The sequence below is a fragment of the Caballeronia sp. GAWG1-5s-s genome (assembly GCF_023631445.1).
Taxonomy (GTDB): Bacteria; Pseudomonadota; Gammaproteobacteria; order Burkholderiales; family Burkholderiaceae; genus Caballeronia.
Genome location: NZ_JALQDC010000034.1, coordinates 1 through 19,515 on the forward strand (window position 1 = coordinate 1; position 19,515 = coordinate 19,515).

The 19,515-nt window shown below is 68.2% G+C and carries 13 protein-coding genes; 9 read left to right on the top strand and 4 right to left on the bottom strand.

The features are described from left to right. The 4 genes from NCR34_RS25620 to tssJ form a co-directional block, all read right to left on the bottom strand. On the bottom strand, nt 1-257 hold a 257-nt coding region (locus NCR34_RS25620), incomplete at its 3' end, for a hypothetical protein (protein WP_250501241.1). A 1-nt stretch (nt 258) separates the two neighbouring features. Next, nucleotides 259-1,599, bottom strand: a complete 1,341-nt coding sequence (locus tag NCR34_RS25625; protein ID WP_248323960.1) for a DotU family type VI secretion system protein — start codon at nt 1,597-1,599, stop codon at nt 259-261. Between the two features lie 41 nt (nt 1,600-1,640). Then, on the bottom strand, nt 1,641-2,990 hold the full coding sequence (tssK, locus tag NCR34_RS25630) for a type VI secretion system baseplate subunit TssK (RefSeq protein ID WP_248323961.1): 1,350 nt from the start codon (nt 2,988-2,990) through the stop codon (nt 1,641-1,643). Nucleotides 2,991-3,140: 150 nt separating this feature from the next. Continuing rightward, nucleotides 3,141-3,716: a type VI secretion system lipoprotein TssJ gene (tssJ, locus tag NCR34_RS25635; protein WP_250501242.1), complete on the bottom strand. Its 576-nt coding sequence runs from the start codon at nt 3,714-3,716 to the stop codon at nt 3,141-3,143. A 152-nt stretch (nt 3,717-3,868) separates the two neighbouring features. On the opposite strand from tssJ, the gene NCR34_RS25640 reads away from it, so the two are divergent. The 9 genes from NCR34_RS25640 to NCR34_RS25680 all read left to right on the top strand — a co-directional run bounded on the left by NCR34_RS25640 (nt 3,869) and on the right by NCR34_RS25680 (nt 19,504). Further along, a complete protein-coding gene (locus tag NCR34_RS25640) occupies nt 3,869-6,361 on the top strand; it encodes a CHAT domain-containing protein (RefSeq protein WP_250501243.1) in 2,493 nt (830 codons plus the stop codon). 76 nt (nt 6,362-6,437) lie between these two features. Continuing rightward, nucleotides 6,438-8,198 carry a ShlB/FhaC/HecB family hemolysin secretion/activation protein gene (locus NCR34_RS25645; protein ID WP_248323964.1) on the top strand — a complete coding sequence of 587 codons (1,761 nt, stop codon included), beginning with the start codon at nt 6,438-6,440 and terminating at the stop codon, nt 8,196-8,198. Between the two features lie 38 nt (nt 8,199-8,236). Further along, complete coding sequence (locus NCR34_RS25650; RefSeq protein WP_248323965.1) at nt 8,237-14,296, top strand: two-partner secretion domain-containing protein; 6,060 nt, start codon at nt 8,237-8,239, stop codon at nt 14,294-14,296. A gap of 9 nt (nt 14,297-14,305) precedes the next feature. Beyond that, on the top strand, nt 14,306-15,355 hold the full coding sequence (gene tssA, locus NCR34_RS25655) for a type VI secretion system protein TssA (RefSeq protein WP_248323966.1): 1,050 nt from the start codon (nt 14,306-14,308) through the stop codon (nt 15,353-15,355). A gap of 58 nt (nt 15,356-15,413) precedes the next feature. Further along, nucleotides 15,414-15,881 (top strand): DUF6484 domain-containing protein, encoded by a 468-nt coding sequence (locus tag NCR34_RS25660; protein WP_248323967.1) that lies wholly within the window; start codon nt 15,414-15,416, stop codon nt 15,879-15,881. 13 nt (nt 15,882-15,894) lie between these two features. Continuing rightward, nucleotides 15,895-16,983: a DUF2169 family type VI secretion system accessory protein gene (locus NCR34_RS25665; protein ID WP_248323968.1), complete on the top strand. Its 1,089-nt coding sequence runs from the start codon at nt 15,895-15,897 to the stop codon at nt 16,981-16,983. 7 nt (nt 16,984-16,990) lie between these two features. Continuing rightward, the gene (locus NCR34_RS25670; protein ID WP_248323969.1) at nt 16,991-18,022 is read left to right on the top strand and encodes a hypothetical protein; all 1,032 of its coding nucleotides are present in this window, start codon (nt 16,991-16,993) and stop codon (nt 18,020-18,022) included. Continuing rightward, on the top strand, nt 18,019-18,936 hold the full coding sequence (locus NCR34_RS28105; protein ID WP_350029454.1) for a DUF4150 domain-containing protein: 918 nt from the start codon (nt 18,019-18,021) through the stop codon (nt 18,934-18,936). Before NCR34_RS25670 ends, NCR34_RS28105 begins: the two co-directional genes overlap by 4 nt. Nucleotides 18,937-18,970: 34 nt before the next feature. Then, the gene (locus NCR34_RS25680; protein WP_248323970.1) at nt 18,971-19,504 is read left to right on the top strand and encodes an SMI1/KNR4 family protein; all 534 of its coding nucleotides are present in this window, start codon (nt 18,971-18,973) and stop codon (nt 19,502-19,504) included. Nucleotides 19,505-19,515 lie beyond the last annotated feature (11 nt).

Below are 19,515 nucleotides of genomic sequence, written 5' to 3' on the forward strand. Positions count from 1 at the left end.
GGCTCGGGCCGCGCGGCCAGTCCCGAGACGAGCGCCGCCTGCGTGCGGCGCGCGCGCCATGCCGCCCACGCGTGCCGCAGCACGAGCAGCAACGCCACGCCGCCGATCGCGATGAAGCGCGCCTCGCGCGATTCGAGCGGATAGCTGCCCGCGAACGACACGAGCGGTCCGGCAATCCAGATCGCGCCGCTCACGAGCAGCAGGCCGACCGCGAGCAGCACCAGCGGATGGAAGATGATCGAGAAGAGCTTTTTCATGTCAGGCCCCGGGCTTCGCGAACAGCGTCACCTCGACGCGCCGGTTGCGCGCGCGGCCGGCCGGCGAATCGTTGGGCGCGACGGGATCGGCGTCGCCCTTGCCTTCGGCCTTGAGTCGCGTCGCGGGCACGGTGGACGCGAGCAGGTCGCGGACGTTCGCGGCGCGCTCCTGCGAAAGCTCCCAGTTCGACGGATAGCGCGCCGAGCGGATCGGGCGGTCGTCCGTATGGCCCGTGACGAGCACGTTTCCCGGCACGGCGTTCAGGGCCGCCGCGATGCGTCCGATGAGCGGCCGCACCTGCGCCGACACTTCCGCGCTGCCGGGCTGAAAGACGTTGTCGCCGCGCAGCGTCACCACCGACCGATCGACGCGGTCATCGACGGAAACGAGTCCGTCGCGGATTTCCGGCGCGAGCAGTTCGGCGAGACGCGGCCTGGCGGCCTGCGTGACCACAAGCGGCCGCTGCGCGCCTGCCCGGATCGACGAGATGGTGTCGAACGCGGGATCGGAGAGGCGGCCGAGGCGGAAGCTCATCGTCAGATACGCGGCCGCGAGCACCAGCAGCGCGAACGCGCCGACCACCCACACCGGCAGCACGTCGGTGGCGCGCCGCCGCGCGGTCGGCACGCCTTCCCAGTGCGGCGAGAGCGCGCGCTCCGGCTCCCCGCGCTCCTTGCGAATGAGCTGATAGAGCCGCGCGCGGATCGCATCGAGCGTCTGCTTGCCTTGCGCCGCCACGCGATAGCGTCCCTCGAAGCCGAGCGCGAGGATCATGCTCGCCAGTTCCAGCAAATGCAGATGCTGCGCCGGTTTCTGCGCGAGCCGGCCGAGCAGTTGAAAGACCTTCTCGCCGCCCCACGCCTCGTTATGGAATGTCACGAGCAGGCTCTGGCGCGCCCATACGCCGGCGCCCCACGGCGTGCCCGAGGCGGCTTCGTCGAGCATCGTGCAGACCATGTAGCGCGCCGCCGTCAGTTGCTCGGTCGTGACGCCGTTGGCGCGGGCCTGCGCCTCGAAGCGCCGCACGCCCTCCGCGAGCGAATCGCGCAGCGCGGCGGGATCGGCGCACGCGCTCATCGCGCGAATGCGCGGCGCGAGTTGCAGCAGCGGCGCGCAAGCGGCGACCAGCGGATTGACCGCGCCGCCCTGCGCGAACGCGGCATCGAAGGCATGCGTGCCCATATCGGGCGCGGCGCTCGCCGTGAACGGCCCTTGCGTGCTCCCGCTCGTTCCCGCGCGGCGGCGCGCGCCGGGATTGGGCTTGATCTTCGTCTGGTCGGACTCGAATCCGGCGAAGGGGTCGTCGTCGTTCGTCATGTCGTTCGTCATGTCGCGCGTCATGTCGCTCGATCGCCTCCGTGATCGCGTTGACCTCGGCTCGGTCAGTGGCGGATCGCCCAGAACTCCAGCTCCAGCGCCGGAAACTCGCCCGCGATGTACATCGCCAGATTGCCGGTCTGCTCCAGCTCCTTCCACAGCTCGCCGCCGCGATCCAGTTCGAAGTACGAATAACCGGCGTGAAACGGAATCTGGCGCGGCGCGACCGGCATCGCGCGCAGTCCGATGCCGGGCAGCGCCAGATTCACGAGATCGCGCAGCTTTTCGGCCGGCGCGACCTTGACCTGCGTCGGGAACCGCGTGCGCAGCGCCTCGCCCGGCATCTGCGCGCTGGCGGCGAGCACGAAGCCGGCCGTGCGCACCAGATCGAGGTCGTTGATGACCGCGACGCGCACGCCCGGCTTGCGGCTCTGCAACTCGATGGCGATGGCGTTCGGCTCCGGCACTTGCGCGAGCAGCTGGCGCAGGTCGCGCATGAGCGGCTCGAAGGAACTGGCGAGATCGTCGTGCCGGTACGGCGGATAGGCGAGCACGCGGCGGCGCTCGTCGAACGCGGCGAGATCGCCCGCCATCGCGAGCATCGTCTGATACAACCGCTCGGGATGCAGCAGCGGCACCTGAAGCAGATGCGCGAACTGCGGCTCGAAACGGTTCAGCGTCTGCAAGAGCAGGAAGTCGGCGATTTCGGAGACGCCGCCTCGTCCCGGATTCGCGATATGTCGCGCGAGCCGGTCCGCATGCTGATGCAGCAGCCCCGCGATTTCCTGCGCGTAGCCGAGGAGACGGGCGTCGGCGAGCGCGTGCAGCATCGGCGGGATGTAGCTCGGGTCGAGCATCACGCGGTTGTCCGCGCGCCGCTCCAGCACGCGCGCGACGCCGATGGTCACGAACGCGTCGGTGCGGTCGCGCGCCAGCATGAGCCGCACGTTCGGCGCGCCGACGCGGATCTGCGCCACGCGGTCGGTGCTGGTCGTGACGTCGGCGACGGAGGTGTCGGTCGTGCGGTAGCGCAGCGCGTCGGCGTGGCCGTTCACGAGCGAGGCCGTCCCGTCCGGGTCGAACTCCTTTGCGCCGGCGCGCGCCACCGGCAGCGCGAGCAGCACCGTTTCGTCGCGCGCGCCGGGCGGAATGTCGAGCGGCAGCGGCGCGCTGGCATCGTCGGGAAAGGAGAACGCCGTGCCGTCGGGCAGCACGCCGAACGCGGAGGCGAGCGCGACCTTGCCGAGCCCGAGCGCGACTTCATCGAGCATCATCGACGCCCAGCCCCACGACCACGCTTCGGTCGCGCGCGCGTGCGAGCGAATGAGATGCTCGACGAAGCGGTCGTGCTGCTGAAAGTGCTGAGGTTCGAGGAACAGCCCCTCGGACCAGATCGTGCGTTGATGCCAGGTCATGGTGGCTCGTGTCCGCTTCGCTGGTTTCGATGCCGCGCCGCCGCCGACGTCCGCCCGGAACACCCGGCGGCCGGCGGCCGGCGCAGACGCGACAGCTCTCTTCGGAGAACGATCGAGCGGTGCGGATTTGCAAGTGGCGCGCGGCCAGAATCATTTGCCGGGCTTGGGCGCAGGCGCGCTGGCTTGCTGCGCGGCGACCGAGACATCGGCGCGGTCTACGCGCACGCTGACCACCGTCGTCTGGTTCGGCGGCACGGGAACGGTCGCCCGCCAGCGCGAGTGCTCGATGTCGCGATAGGCCGACATGACCGCCACGAACTTCGTGCCCGGCTGCACCGCCTGTTCGACGCTTTGGCGCTCGCCGGGCTTGAGCAGAAATTCGTTCTTCGCGTTGAGATCGGCGCCGAGCGTCGCCTGATCCTTGCCGTAGAGCGTGAAGAAGTCGGCGCTGTCGAAGGCGGCCGTCGCCTTGAGTTCGTAGACGCGAACCAGCACCGGCGATGGCCGCCCCGTGTGGTCCGGGTTGACCTGGTCGAGGGCATGCACGTCGACGCGCACGACAGTCGGCGGCGGGGGAGCCGGCGGTGGCGACTTGCACGCCGCGACGCCGAGCGCGCACAGCGCGGCAATGCCGAGTAAAAGCATGCCGCGCGTGCTCGCGAGGACGGCGAGGCGCGCGCATCGGTCCCGGCCTTCGTCGCGCGAAATCGGATCGACGTTTCGCATGAGTCGCTCTGTGTGCCTGCAAACACAGCACCAGACGAACCATGCCGCCGCTTTTTTCAAATCGGGCGCGGTGGTTCGTCTAGTCGTGGCATCGCGGCGGCTGCCTGCCGCTTCTCGCCGGTGCCACGTCAGGGTCGCGGAGGAGCGCATTCGTGATAGCGATCGATGAAAACGCGTCGGCTCGTGTCGAGGCCGATGCAGGCGCGCCCGCACGCGGCACGCCACAGCGGGCTTGCGTCGCGCTCGCGTTCTTCGCGGCGCTCGCGCTGGCATCGCTCGCCGCGCACGCGCAACGCGCGCCGGGCGCTCGGGATTCTGGCTGCGCGCCGGATGCGGCGGGCATGCAACTCGCCTTCAACGATTTGCGCGAGCCGGGCGTGCAGATCGCGCAGGGCATCTCGACGCGGACGGACGCGCCGGCTGCGCCGGCGTCGGTCGCCGCGCGCGAACCCGCAAAGAGCGGCGCGGGCGATGCGATCAGTACAGCGAATCAGGCGCCCGACGCGCCGGCCGCCAGCGGCGCGCGCAAGGCGCCGGCGCCGGCCGCCGCGCGCAAAACCACCAAGAACGACGCGGGCGCTACGCTCAGTACAGCGAATCAGGCGCCGGACGCGCCGCTCACGCCCGCCGCCCGCGCCGCCGAAGCCCGCGTGCGCGACGCCGAAACCATCGCCACGCTGTCGCAGGAAGGGCAACTGCTGCTCGCGCGCGATCAGGTGAAACTCGACGGCTATGCGTACTGCAGCATGTCGGTCGCGGCCGCCGAGCGCGGCGATTTCCGCGAGGGCATCGAGGCGGCTTCGCGGGCGCTCGTCGTCGCGCGGCAGACGGACAACGCGAATCTCGCCGCGCTTTCGCGGCGCGACCTCGCTATCGCCTACAGCTACGCCGGCGATCTCGACGATGCCGAGCGCTACGCGAAAGAAGCCATCGCTGCCGGCGCGAAGAATCCCGAACAGGTGCTCGCGCCCGCTCACAAGGTGCTCGGCGACATCGCGGCGCGGCGCGGCGATCCGCAAGCCGCGCTTGTGGAGTATCGCGCGGCGCTTGCGACGGCATCGCCCCGTTATCGGCCGATGGTGCTGCTCTCGATCACCAACGGGCAGATCGCCGCGGGCGATCCGACAGGCGCGCGGGCCACGTTCGAACAGACGGCCGCGGTCAGCGGCACCTTGCTCGGGCCGTTGCGCAAGCGCATCGAAGGCAATCTGCTGCTGGCCGAAAACAAGCCCGAAGCGGCGCTCGCCGCATTTGCCGCGAGCGCGACGAAGACCGGCACCGACGCCAACTACGACAACCTGTGGGCGCACGAAGGCATGGGCCGGGCGTATCTCGCGCTCGGCCAGCGCAAGGCGGCGCGCGCCGCGTGGCTCGCCGCGCTCGACGATTCGGAATCGATCCGCGCCCGCTTTCGCAGCGACGAGTTCAAGACCGGACTCTTTTCCGACACGCAGACGGTGTTCGAGGAAACCATCGCGCTCGTGGTCGACGACGGCGACTATCCGCTCGCGTGGACGCTCTCGGAACGGAGCCGCGGGCGGGCGCTGCTCGATGTCGTTCGCAACCGGCTCGCCAGCCAGGTCGATGAGACCCAGTTGAACGGCCGCACGCTCTCGCTCGACGAGGTGCGCGGCGCGCTGCATCCCGGCGAGGCGATCGTCGAATATCACGGCCTGCCGGATCGGCTGATCGCGTGGGTCGTGCGCGCGGACGGCATACAGGGTTTTACGCTGCCGATCCCGCGCAACGACATGTCGCTCGCCGTCGGCGACTTCCGCAACGCGATCATCCGCGGGCGGCCGCAAGCGATCACCTACGGCACGAAGCTCGACGCGCTGCTGATCCGGCCACTCGGCCTGCGAGGGGACGAGCGGCTCGTCATCGTGCCCAACGGCGCGCTGCACTACATGCCGTTTCAGGCGCTGAAGAACGAGCAGGGCTTTCTGATTCAGCGTCACGCGATGGCGCTCGCGCCGTCGGCGAGCATCGCGGTGCAACTCGTGCGGCGTCAGCAGCGAGTCGCGAGCAACCTCGTCGCGTTCGGCAATCCGCGCATCTCGCCGCAATTCGACCTGCCGGGCGCCGAGGCCGAAGTCCGCGCGATCGGGCCGCTTTTCGCAGAGCGCGACACCTTCCTGCAAAGCGACGTCACGCGCAAGACGTTCAGCGAGAACGCGCCGGGAGGCCGCATCGTCCATGTGGCGACGCACGCTCAGGCCGACACCATCGATCCGCTGCATTCGCGGGTGCTGCTCGCGCCCTCGACACAGCCCGCCGACGGCCCCGATCCGCTGCTCGCCGCCGACATCTACAACCTCAGGTTCGATTCGGTCGCGCTCGTCACGCTGTCCGCGTGCGAGACGGCGCTCGGGCGCATCGAGCGCGGCGACGAGATCATGGGCTTCACGCGCGCGTTCTTCTATGCGGGCGCGTCCGCGCTGCTCGTCTCGATGTGGCCGGTCGCCGACGAATCGACGGCGCTCACGATGAGCACGTTCTACGGCGCCCTCACGAAAGGCGAGCAGGCGATCGACGCGATGCGCGCCGCGCAGCTCGCGGTGCTGGCCGACAGCCGGTTCGCCCATCCGTTCTATTGGGCGCCCTTCGACCTGATGGGCGACTGGCGGCTTTCGGTCGCCCGCTGACCTGCCGTTGGCGGGCAAGACATGCCGGCGCCGCGCGCGGTGCCGGTCCGACAAGGATGCTGTGGTCAACGACGCTATGAAGAACCAACTTCTCGCATCGGGCCGGCGCTACCGGCCGCGCCTGCATTCGCCGCGTGCATGCGCACTCGCACGCGCGGCCGGCGTGAGTCTCGCCTGCGCGGGCGCCGTGTCAGCATGGGCGCAGCAAGTGCCGCTGCCGGGCACGGGACAGGTGCCCAGCGCGGGCACGCTGCTCAACGAGCAGCCGCGTCCGCCGGTGGCCGCTCCCGCGCCCGGCGGCGCGAGCGCGTTGCCCGCGCCGGTCACGGCGCCGCCCGGCGTGCCCGAGGGCAGAAAGTTCACGCTCGCAAGCATCCGGCTGGCGGGCAACGAGACGCTGCCCTCGGATCTGCTGCTTCCGCTCGTGTCCGACAAGATCGGCCAGGAAGTGTCGATCAACGACCTGAACGCGATGGCCGCGCGCATCGCGCAGGCTTACCGCGATCGCGGTTATCCGCTCGCGCAGGTGGTGATTCCGCCGCAGGACGTGACCCATGGCGATGTCACCTTCACCGTGCTCGAAGGCAAGATCGGGCGGGTGCGGCTCAACCTCGCGCCCGGCGCGCCGATCAAGGAATCGCTCGTGCGCGCCCGGCTCGCCGCGATCGAGCCCGGCAAGCCGCTCCGGCAAGGCGAGCTCGAACGCACCATGCTGCTGCTCTCGGACGTGCCCGGCATTCGCGTGAGCTCGGCGCTGGAGTCGGGCAGCGCGCCGGGCACCGTCGATCTGGCGGTGAACGTCGAGGCCGCGCGCCGCTGGGATTTCGCGCTCGCCACGGACAACTACGGCGCCGCGCCCGCCGGACGCTGGCGGCTCGGCGCAGTGGGGCGGCTCGCGTCGCCGTTCGGCATCGGCGACAACCTCGACATCAACCTGCTTGCCGCCGAGCGCGCCGACACGCTGTACGGGCGCATCGGCTACGACGCGCCGGTCAACGCTTACGGCACGCGGGCGGGGATCGCGTATTCGCATCTGTACTACTACCTCGGGCAGAACTTCTCGTCGCTGCACGCGCACGGCGATGCCGATGTCGTTACCGCGTCGGTTTCGCATCCGCTCATCCGCTCGCGCGACCAGAACCTGCTGTTGCGCGGCGCGCTGGAGTATCGGTCGCTCACGGACAAGATCGACACGGTGAGCTTCGACAACCCGCAGAAGCTGTATCTCGCGAGCCTCGGGCTGTCGTACGAGAGCCGCGACAGTTTTCTCGGCGGCGGCTTCAATAGCGCCGACGTTCAGCTTGCATTCGGGCACCTGAACATCGACTCGGCGCTCGCCAGGAGCATCGATCAGGGGCCGGCGGGCCGCAACACGCAGGGCAACAGCCTGCGCCTGACGTTCCAGGCGAACCGCCTCAACGCGATCACCGAAAAGACGAGCGTGTTCGTCGGCATGTCGGGGCAGTGGGCCAATCAGAACCTGGACAGTTCGTCACGCATCACGCTCGGCGGGCCGCGCGCGGTGCGCGCTTATTCGCCGTCGGAGGCGGTCGTCGACGAAGGGCTGATCGCGACGGCTTCGTTGCGCTACGCGGTCCTCCCGAAGCTGACGGTCTCCGCGTTCTTCGATATCGGCGTCGGGCGGTACAACGCCCGCTCGATTCCCGGGCAGGGTGCCAACACCGTGACGCGCAGCGGCGCGGGGCTCGGCGTGTTCTGGAGCGGGCCGTACGGCATCACGGTGGACGGCAGCATCGCGTGGCGCACGACCGGCCCCGACACCACCGGCGACGACAAGGTTCCGCGCGTGTACGTGCAAGTGTCGAAGTCGTTCTAGCGCGGGCCGCATCCGCGCAGTGAAGAAAGGAGTTCCAAATGAGCGACATCACCAGTTTTCGGACCCGCAGGCATCGCCGGGCATGGGAGCGCGCGATCAGGCGTCTCGCGAAGCGCGCCGCGCGGCATGCCGGCATCGAGCTTAAGCCGGCCGCGCTGCTGCCGCTGCTCGCGCTCGTCGTCGCGCCGGGCGCGCTCGCGCTGCCGGCGGGCGGACAGGTCGTCAACGGCAACGTGAGCATCAACACGCCCGCGCCGAACACGATGTCGATCAACCAGGGTTCGCAGAAGGGCATCGTCAACTGGAACTCGTTTTCGATCGGCGCGGGCGAGGCGGTCAACATCTCGCAGCCGTCGGCGCAGGCGGTGCTGCTCAATCGCGTGGTGGGCAGTCAGGCGAGCAGCATCGCCGGACAGATCAATGCCAACGGACAGGTGTTTCTGGTCAACCCGGCGGGCGTGCTGTTCGCGCGCGGCGCGTCGGTGAACGTGGGGTCGCTCGTCGCGTCGACGCTCGGCATCTCGGATGCGGACTTCCTCGCCGGCAAATATCGCTTCATGAGCGCCGCGCCGAACGCGGGCGGGCGAGTCGTCAATCAAGGCGCCATCACGGCGGGCGAGCGCGGCACGGTCGCGTTGCTCGGCGCGCAGGTCGACAACAGCGGCACGGTGAGCGCGAAGCTCGGCACGGTCGCGATCGGCGCGGGCAGCGACATCACGCTCGATTTCGCGGGCGACGGCCTCACGATGATCAAGGTCGACGGCGCGGCGGCGCAGGCGCTCGCGAGCAATTCGGGCGTGCTGGCGGCGGACGGCGGGCAGGTGCTGATGTCGGTGCAGACCGCCGACGCGCTCGCCGGAACCGTGCTCAATCAGACCGGCACGGTGCGGGCGCGGAGCGTGGTGGAGCGCAACGGGCGCATCGTGCTGGATGGCGGCGCGGCGGGCGTCACCTCCGTCGCCGGAAACGTCGATGTGACCGGCGGCGCGGGTCTCGCGGGCGGGCAGGCGGATGTGACCGGCTATCACGTCGCGGTGAACGACGGCGCGCGCATCGACGCGAGCGGCGCGACAGGCGGCGGGCGGGTGCGCGTGGGCGGCGGCGCGGCCGGCCGGGAGACCGACATCCACAATGCCGATGCCGTGTGGATGGGCCCGGCCGCGCAGGCGCGCGCGGATGCGCTGGTGAACGGCGACGGCGGCAACGTCGTGATCTATGGCGCCAACGCGGCGCGCGTGTACGGCACGCTGACGGCGAAGGGCGGCGCGAACTCGGGCAACGGCGGGTTGATCGAGACGTCGGCGCGCTTTTTGGACGTGGCCGGCGCGAACATCGATGCGTCGGCGCTGCACGGGGTGGGCGGGACGTGGGTGCTCGATCCGTTCAATGTGACGATCACGAACAGCACGAGCGTCGACAGCGTCGGCGGGCCGAATTTCGTCGCCTCGACGGACAACACCGTCATCTCGGCGGGCACGATCAACGACCGGCTGAACGCGGGCACCTCGGTCTCGGTCGATACCGGCGCGGGCGGCACGCAGGACGGCGACATCAGTCTGCAAGGCCAGATCAGCAAGACCGGCGGCGCTGCAACGACGCTCACGCTGCAAGCCGCGCGCTCGATCGTCGCCGACCGGACGCTCGACGGCGGCGGCGCGGCGGCGATCGTCGCGTCGCAGTTGACCGGCGCTCCGGCCAGTCCGCTGTCCGTGGTGCTGATCGCAAACACGGCCGGACACACCGACGGCACCGCCGAAATCCGGCTGCGCGGATCGCCCGGAAACGCGCAGTTACCGTTTTTCACCAATGGCGGGGACGTCAGGATCGGCGGGCCTGCGAACGGCGTCGCGCCGCGCGTGGTGATCGACAGCGTGAACATGGATACGCGCACGCGCACCGGCCCGGCGGGAACGATCCCGACTTTCGACGCGAACGCGCCAAGCGGCGCGATCACGATCAACGGCCACGGGCCGGTCGATGTGATCGGCGGCGTCGCGGGCCTGGGCTTCGGCGTCGACGTTCAGAACGGCTCTGTCCTGCAAACGACGACCGGCGCGCTCTCGATAACCGGTGACGGCGTGACGGGCGGCGTGCGCATCGGCGGCGGGGGTGGCGTGGGCTCGAACAGCGTTTCCTCGACTTCGGGCGGGATTACGCTGAACGGCACGTCGTCGGGGGGAACCGGCCTCCGCATCGTCGCCGCGACACTCAGCACGACCGCCGGCGCGACGATCAGCACGACCGCCGGCGCGCTTTCGCTGACCGGCGACGGCGCGCAGGGCGGCGTGGCGGCCGTCGGCGCCAGCCTGAGCACCGTGTCCGGCAATATGTCGCTCAGCGGCACATCTTCAGGCGGAGTCGGCCTCTCGCTGAGCACGAGCGTGTTGCGCTCGGACAGCGGTGCGCTCACGTTGACCGGCGAAGGCGGAGGCGGCGGCGTGTCGTCGGATTTCGGCAGCATCGCGGCGGGCACCGGCAACATCACGGTGGACGGCACTGCGCGCGCGACCGGCTCGGGCTCGCGCGCCGACGGCGTCGCGATCACCGCGACGCCTTTCACGACTTCGGGCGGCATCACCATTCGAGGCCAGGCCGCATTGAACGGCGTGCAAGGCGGCGGCGTGACCATCGCGGCAGCGGGCGAGGGCACGGTCACGCTGACTGCGGGCCTGCCGGGCATCCGGGTCTACGGCAGTGGCAACGGCTACGAAGGCGTGCTGACCACGTCGATTGCATCGGATACCGGACGGAGCGTGTCGTTCGTCGCTTCCGACGAAGCCGGGTCCGGCCCGATCGAGATTCTCGGCGTGACCAACGGCGCACCCGTTACCGCATCCGGTGCCGATACGGGCTTTCATTCCGGCCTGAAGCTCGGCAACGCCAGCGTCGACGGCTCGAACATCACGCTCGCCGGCTCCATTGCGGGCGGCGGCACGGTGGACCAGGCCGGGTTGCAGATCACCGATTCGACCGTGACGGCGTCTCCCGGCAGCACGCTCACGCTGCGCGCGTCGAACACCAGCGCCAACACGTCGTCCGTTGCGCTCGACGCGGGATCGACCTCGCTCGACACGCGCTCGGCTTTGAACGCGTCGGGCGGGGCGCTCGTGCTTGCACCGGGCATCGTCACGCCGGGCACCACGTTCACAGTCGCAGCCGATGATTCCGCGCCGATCAGCATCGGCGTGACCGGCGCGACCGGCCCCGGCTTGGTGCTCGACAGCACCTTCGGGCAACGGTTCACATCGAGCATCGACACGGTCTATATCGGCTCGAACACGCACACCGGCCCGATCACCCTCGGCCCGATGACATGCCTTGCCGCGCCCTGCGCGGGCCTGCCATTCTTCCGTAACCTGAGCGCAGCCAACGGCGGCCCGAACAGCAAGGGCATCGCGCTGACGTCCGACATCTCCACGGTCGGCCAGATCACGCTCGATTCCGCCGGACCCGTGACGCAGGGCGCGGCCAGCCTGTTCGCGGGGAACCTGCTTCTGGCGGGCCCGGGCGCCTTCACGCTGACGAACGCGGCGAACGACTTCGGCGCTGTGTCGCTGGCCGGCATCGGCAACAGCGCGCTCACCGCGCAGTCGCTGCCGATCGGCTCATTCAACGGCCGCGTGTTCGATACCGCGAGCAACGCGCTCGCGACGATCGGCGGCGGAGGCGACGCCACGCTCGCGGGCAATCTGACGCTGACGGCCACGGACGGCAACGTAAGCAGCAGCGTGCCGATCGTCAACACGTCGGGCCACGACATCACGCTCGGCATGCACGCGGCGGGCAGCATCCGCATCGGAGCGGACGTGCGATCCCCGAGCGGCGCGATCAATATCGACGGCGACGCGACGAGCCAGGTCATCGTCGGCGGCGTCGCGAATCAAAGCGGCAATCCGCGCATCGCAGTCTCGACCAACGGCGGCCGCGTGAACTTGAGCGCGGCGGGGCGCGACGTGTTCGGCTCGTCGGAATCGACCGGCGTGACCGGCCCGGCGATCTCGATCGACGCCGCCGACATCGATACGCGCGGGCGCGCGCCGAACGGCGCGTTGTCGGGCACGGACGGCGCCGTCACGCTTCAGGGGCTCACGCCCGCCACGACGAGCTTCGCGGAGACGGGCACGGGAACGCCCGTCGCCATCGAGGTGAACAGCGCAACGATTTCCACCGGAAGCGGCGCCATTACGCTCGTCGGGCAGAGCCTGAATCCGGTGGCGAATCCGGGCAACGGCGTCATCCTGCGCGGCACGCCGGCGAACCCGACGCAACTCACGACCACCACCGGACCCGTGCGCATTCACGGCACAGGCAGCGGCTTCGGCGCATACGGCGTGGCGCTCGTCGACGGCTCGCAGATCAGCACTTCAGGCGGCCCGATCGAATTGCTCGGCGCCATCGCCGGCACGGGAACAGGCGCGCCTTCGCCGACCTACGGTTTGTTGCTCTTGAGCGGCTCCATCAACGCGAGCGCCCCGGGCGGCGCCATATCGCTTGCCGGCTCGACCACCACCGCCGATGCCGGCATCGCCTACGGCGCCGTGCCGCCCGCGAACTCGGAGTTTGCCGCCGGGCCGCTTACGGTCAGTACGGGCGCAGGCGGCTTCATCAAGATGAATGCGTCGAACAACGGCACCGCCACGAGCCTGCTCGGGCGCACCACACCGAATTCGATCTCGCCGAACGGCGGTTCGCTCTACGTTTTCCCCGGATCAGTCGATCCGACGACTTTCGCCGTCACCGCACAGAATTCCGTGCCCATCACGCTGTTCGGCACGAGCGCGACGCCGGGCCTCTCCATCGACAGCGAAACGTACGCGACCTTCGCGACGAACCTGCATACGCTCGTGCTCGGCTCATCGACGCAGACCGGCAAGATCACCGTCGACGGTCCGTGCGCGGGCGGCGCGAACTGCGCGTCGCGGCCGAGTGTGTCGACCAGTCTCACGCTGGAGAACACCGGCGCGGGCAGTCAGGGCATCGACCTGCCCTCGGGCATCGCGATGCCGGCCAACGCCACGCTCGCGCTCGACTCCGCCGGGACCGTGACCGACCCCGGCGGCATCCAGGCGGGCGCGCTGCTGTTGGCCGGCGGCGGCGACTTCGCCCTGACCGATCCGAAGAACGACGTGACGACGCTCGCCATCGCCGGGGCGCGCAACGTGAACTTTGCCAACGCGCATGGCTTCACCATCGGCCCTGTCTCTGCGACCGCCTACGATGCGTCGAGCGGAGCAGGCGCCGCCATCGACGGCTCGCAGTCGACCCTGAGCGGCAGGCTGGTCGCCGTCGCGCTGACCGGCGGCGTCACGCTGGGCGCGGCAGGCACGCCGACCAGCGTGAGCGCGGGCGGCAGCATCGATCTCGCGATGGACAACGGCGTGTTCACCAACGCCGGCGGCGGCAGGCTGAACACGAACGATGTCTGGCGCGTATGGGCATCGACGTGGCAGGGCGAGAACCGCAACGGCATCGATCCGGGCAACAAATGGCCGAACTTCTATGGCTGCGCCTTTGGCGGCCTCTGTAGCTGGAACGGCCAGTCGTCGATGCAGACGGTGTCGGGCAACGGCAATCACTTCGTCTACGCGCAGCAGCCGACGCTCACGGTGACGCTGGGCAAGCACAAGCGTCCTGTCGGGACTGCCAACGGGCCGCTCGACCCCACGGTGACCGGCCTGCAAAACGGCGATCAGCGCGGCAACGTGCTCGCCGGGACGGTCAGCACGCCGGCCCGCCCGGACTCGCCGCCCGGAACCTATCCGCTCACGGGCAGCTTCACGTCGTCGGTGGGTTATCGAGTCGAGGTGATTCCGGGAACGATCACGGTCACGCCGCAGGACCTCACGTCGGTGCAGGGCGCCGTCTTCAACCGCAGCGGCCTGCAGCCGCTCTTTACCGCGCAGGAAGACAGCTTCGTGTACGAAAGCAATCTCGGCGGCATCAATGTCTGCGTGGGCACGAACGAGCCGATACTCGCGCTGCAACAGTCCGAAGGCCCGGCCGACCAGCTCGCGTCCGAGTGGAAACGCGTGCGCTCGCGGCCGAACCTGAACAACTGTCTCGTAGTGAACGGCCAGCATGGCTGCGGCGAGTTCTAAGGAGGCCAAATGATCGACGTCGAACCGCTGCTGGAGCCGACTCGTACGATGCCGCCCGCCGGCGTCGATCTCGAATACGACCCGGCGTTCCTCGCATTCGAGGCGCTCTCGCGCGGCAATCCCGAGCGCCAGTTCGATTCGCTCTCCGAGCCGACGGCGTGGCCCGACGTGCTCGAAGAAGCGCAGGCGCTGCTCGCGACCTCGAAAGACCTGCGCATCGCGGTGGTCTACACGCGCGCGGCGGCGCGGGTCCACGGCCTCGCCGGGTTTCATGCGGGCGTGCGTCTGCTCACCGGCCTGTTCGAGCGCTACTGGGACACGCTCTACCCGCCGCTCGACGCCGACGACGACAACGACAACGGCAACGACAACGATGCCGCGCTGCGCGTCAACGCGCTGGCCCCGCTCGCCGATGCCTACACGCCGTTCGCCGAGGCCGACACGCTGTTGCACGACCTGCGCGAATCGGAAGTGTGTCGCGCGCGCGGCGAACGTCTCACGGTGCGCGACATGCTGATCGCGCAGGGCAGGCTGACGGCAGCCGAGGGCGAGAGCCCCGCGACGCCCGCGCGCGTCGAAGGCATGCTCGCCGATGCGCTCGCCGAGAACCCCGATCTTCTCGCGGAAGGCCTCGATCTTCCGCGCGCCGTGCAGGCGCTCGGCGAGGCGATGATCGCGAGGCTCGGCGCAGAGCGGGCGCCGCTCATCGACAAGCTGATGGAAACCGCGCGCTTCGTGGCGGCGCAATTCCGCGCGGCGATGCCGTCCGCGCCGGTGGCGCAGGCATCGGCGGAGCAGGCTGCGCAGGCGCGCGCGGGCGCGTCCGTCGCGCAGCGCGTGGCCGCGCGCCCCGGCGAGATCGCGACGCGCGAGGACGCCATCGCCTTGCTCGACGCCGTCTGCGCGTTCCTCGAACGCACCGAGCCGGCTCATCCCGCGCCGCTCCTGATACGCCGCGCCCGCGGGCTGCTGGGCAAGGACTTCCTGGCGGTGATGCAGGACCTCGCGCCCGACAGCCTCGCGCAGATTCATCTGATCGCCGGAACGAAGCCGCAGTGAGGCGTTGAAAACGCTGTCGCGTCGTTCGTCTTTGAAGCGTCAGGCCAGGGAGGGCGCGATGAGCGGACGAGATCTTCTGCAACCGGCGGCGACGCCGGTCATCGATGGCGTGCGCATCGGCGAATTGATCGGATTCACGGGCGATGGCGCGCGTCCGCTCGTCGTCTACGTGGGGCAGCCGGGCGGGGCGGCGTTGCCTGCGAGGACGATTCCGGATGTGCGCGGCGCGCATATCGGCTGTGAAGTGCTGCTGATGTTCGATAGCGGCGATCCTGCGCGGCCGGTCATCATCGGCTGTCTGCGCGAAGACCGCGCCTGGCCGCTCGACGAAGCGCCGGCACAGGTCGAAGCCGATGCGGATGGCGAGCGGCTCGTCGTCACGGCGAAGGAGGAAATCGTGCTGCGCTGCGGGCAGGCGAGCATCACGCTGACGAAGGCGGGCAAGGTGCTGATACGCGGAACGTACGTGTCGAGCCGGTCATCGGGCGTGAACCGCATCAAGGGCGGATCGGTGCAACTCAACTAACGGTCACCGAGACATGCAACTGATCAACGCTACGCGCATGACCGCAGGCTACACGATGGGCACCGAGCCGAGCGGCCGAGAATCGCTCGTGGTCGTCGTCAAGGGCACGTTTCGTTTGCCCGCGACGGGCGGCACGGCGCAACTCGCCGATGAGCAACTGCCGCTCGTCATGGCCGACACGTTCACGGGCCAGCCCGGCTTTTCCGCGCCGTACCACGAGGTGGACTACGCGCCGCACAAGCCGCGCTGCGACGTGCTGCTGCTCGGAAGCGCGCACGCGCCGGGCGGCGCGCCGGCGACGCGCGTGCCGGTCGGGCTGCGCGTCGGAAGCATGACGAAGCAGTTCGCGGTCGTCGGCGATCGCGTGTGGCAGGCGGGCGCGACGCGCATCGAGCCGAGCGCACCGGTGCCGTTCGTGACGAAGCCGATTACCTACGATGTCGCGTTCGGCGGCGTTGATCAGGAGCACGACGATCCGATGCAGCATGCGGCGTTCATGGCGAATCCGGTCGGGCGCGGGTTTCGGCGGCATCTGCGGCGGGAGTGGGTCGATGGGCGTTTGCTGCCGAATACCGAGGAGCTGGATCGACCGGTCACGCGTCCGGACGAGACGTATCGGCCGATGTCGTTCGGCGTGCTCGGGCGCGGGTGGGCGCCGCGACTGTCGTACGCGGGCACCTATGACGACGAGTGGCTCGACAAGCACTTTCCGTTTTTGCCGCCGGATTTCGATGAGCGGTATTACCAGGCGGCGCCTGAGGATCAGCAACTGGCGATGCCGGTGGGCGGCGCGGAGGTCACGCTGATCAACCTGACGCCGGACGGGAAGCGCAGTTTCGTGCTGCCGGATTTCGAAGCGCCGGTGCTCGTGGTGCCGAAGCACGGAGAGCCGGAGGATTACCGGGCGGGCGTGGATACGATCGTGTTCGAGCCGGATCAGGAGAGATTCACGATGAGCTGGCGGGTGAGGCGACCGCTCCGGAAGAACATGTTCGAGATCGCGCGGGTGCTGGTGGGGCGGAAGGGAAGGGAGTGGTGGCAGCAACGCGAGGCGGTGGCGTTCCCGATTCCGGTTGTCATGGTGCCGATGAACGGGAGATGAGCGAGCCATGAACGATCGGTCCATCGCGATTCTCAGCACCGGGCTCGTGACGAGCGTGGGCTTGTCGGCGCCGGCGTCGTGCGCGGCGATACGCGCGAAGATCAGTAGTCCGACGGAGACCCGGTTCATCGATTCGAACGGCGAGTGGATCATGGCGCATCAGGTGCAACTGGACAAGCCGTGGAGAGGACGCGCGAAGCTCGCGAAGATGGCGGCGATGGCGATCGAGGAATGTCTCGAGGGGGTCGAGCGGAGCGAGTGGAGCAGGATTCCGCTGCTCTTGTGTGTCGCGGAGAAGGACAGGCCGGGGAGGATGGAGGGGCTGGATGATCGGTTGTTGGGGGAGGTGGAAGAAGCGCTGGAAGTGCGGTTGGGCGCGGGGTCGGCCGTGATCGCGTGGGGGCGAGTCAGCGTGTTGGTCGCGCACGTTGCAGGTCAAAAGATCGTTTCTGATAATCGGTCTCCATCCGTGCTGATCGTTGCGACCGACAGCCTTTCGAACTGGTCAACGCTCAGCGCCTATGTCGAAGATGACAGGCTGCTGACGTCGCAGCAATCAAATGGCTTCTTGCCCGGCGAGGCTAGCGGCGCGCTCCTTATCGGACAGTCGAACGAGTCCGCGAGCATCGTTTGCGAGGCTGTTGACTTCGGCGCGGAGCCAGCGAATGTGCATGCCGAGTTGCCGTTGCGGGCACAAGGACTAACGACCGCGATCAAACGAGCTCTCGCCAAGAGCGGTCGCGGGATGCAAGATATTTCCTTCGGCATGGCCGACGCTTCGGGTGAGTCATATTACTTCAAGGAGGCCGCCCTTGCCCTGACTCGCACGCTTAGGCAACGCAGAGAATCGTTCGACATCTGGCACCCGGCGGAGTGTGTCGGTGAGACCGGCGCTGCCATTGGTGCCGTCGTGATCGCAGTCGCCTTCGCCGCCACCGAAAAAAGCTACGCGCCGGGTGATGTGGTTCTCGCTCACCTGAGCAACGACGCAGGTCAGCGTGCTGCGACGGTCTTGTATCGCCAAGGAAGACGCCAGTGAGTAACGGAGTCTACGCAAACTCGAATGAGGTATCTTGCAAAGCGGGTTCCGGAAAGTCCATCTGCGCCGCTCCCGATGTGTGCTCCACCCCTCCGCAAACGCCCGCAACGCCACCGGGCGTTCCGGTTCCCTACCCGAACAGCGGTTCATCGTCTGACTGTTCGGATGGCACCCGCAGCGTCGCCATCTCGCAGGAGGAGGTGATGTTGCGCGACAAGTCCTTCTTCAGGAAAAGCAGCGGCGATGAGGCCGGAAACGCCCCGAAAAAGAATGTTATTACCTCGACGAACCGGGGCGAGATCTACTTCTGTGCGTGGTCCATGGATGTAAAGTTCGAGGGCGAGAATGCCGTTCGACATCTCGACCTGACCACGAACAATCACGCGTCGGCTCCCGGAGCAACACCGCCTCACCCGGAGAGCGAGGCTGCTAGCTCGGGCGTCGTCGTCATTCACTGCGACAAGACTTGGTCCGATTGCCAGAAAAAGCAGGCACGGGCTAAGGTCGATGCAATGAACAAAATGTGCCCATTGACGCGCCGTCCGGGCGTGTCGAAACCAGACGGCCTTGCATCTAGCTGGCGTGAACTTGGAAACGCAGGAGCCAAAGCATTCAAGGACCTGGTGAAAGCAAGAGTTGATGGGAAAACCATTAAGCGAGATTGGCTTCCAGCGAAGTCCGTCCCTAAGGGTAATGCGTCCGACCTGATGCATCCATGCATGGAGAAGCAACTCGCCGAGAAGCCCGATATTGTTAAGGACTGGAGCGCAGATCACGTGCAGGACCTGCAGTTCGGAGGAGCCTGGCACGGGCCGCTAAAAATGTTGGACAAGAACGTGAATGAGTCCCTCGGCAGGCAGATGAGCAACGGACCAAGCGTGGTGACCCGGTTCGACTTGCAAGGGTGCGATTGAGGACGTTGTTGAGTGAGCTTGGCGGAGCGCTCCCATGCGAGAACTGATAGCTACGCTTGTGGCCCAGCAGGGTCGGATCTTCGAGATGTTGCAGTTCGACGAACGACCACGGCTTCGCCGCCCGGTCCACCCGACGCGCTTGTCGAAACTCGAAGCGTGGTTTGCTAGTCTCGACTGCGAATTGCCACAGTCCTACCGAGCGTTCCTCAGCGAGTGCGATGGAATCGAAAACTTCTGTTTGTCGTACCACTTGTTCGGTTCGCCCGAGCTTCTGGCGCCGGACTACCCAGAGACTTGCAGACGGGCCGCAAGAGCGTTTCCGCGCGACGATGCGGGCGCAAATAACGCACTCGTTCTAATAGGCAGCGACCCGGAAACAACGAACCGACTGTTTTTCGATACCCAGCATGAACTTCTGCTACCGAACGAACTGGTTGTATTCGACGGACAACCTGGACAGTGGGAATTCCATACGTCTTTTGAGTCGTTCCTCGAGTTCCGAGTAACAGTCAACGAAATCACCATCGCGCGCATCGCCCATTTGCGGGACGGGACGCAGAGCGAATAAGAGAGGCTATC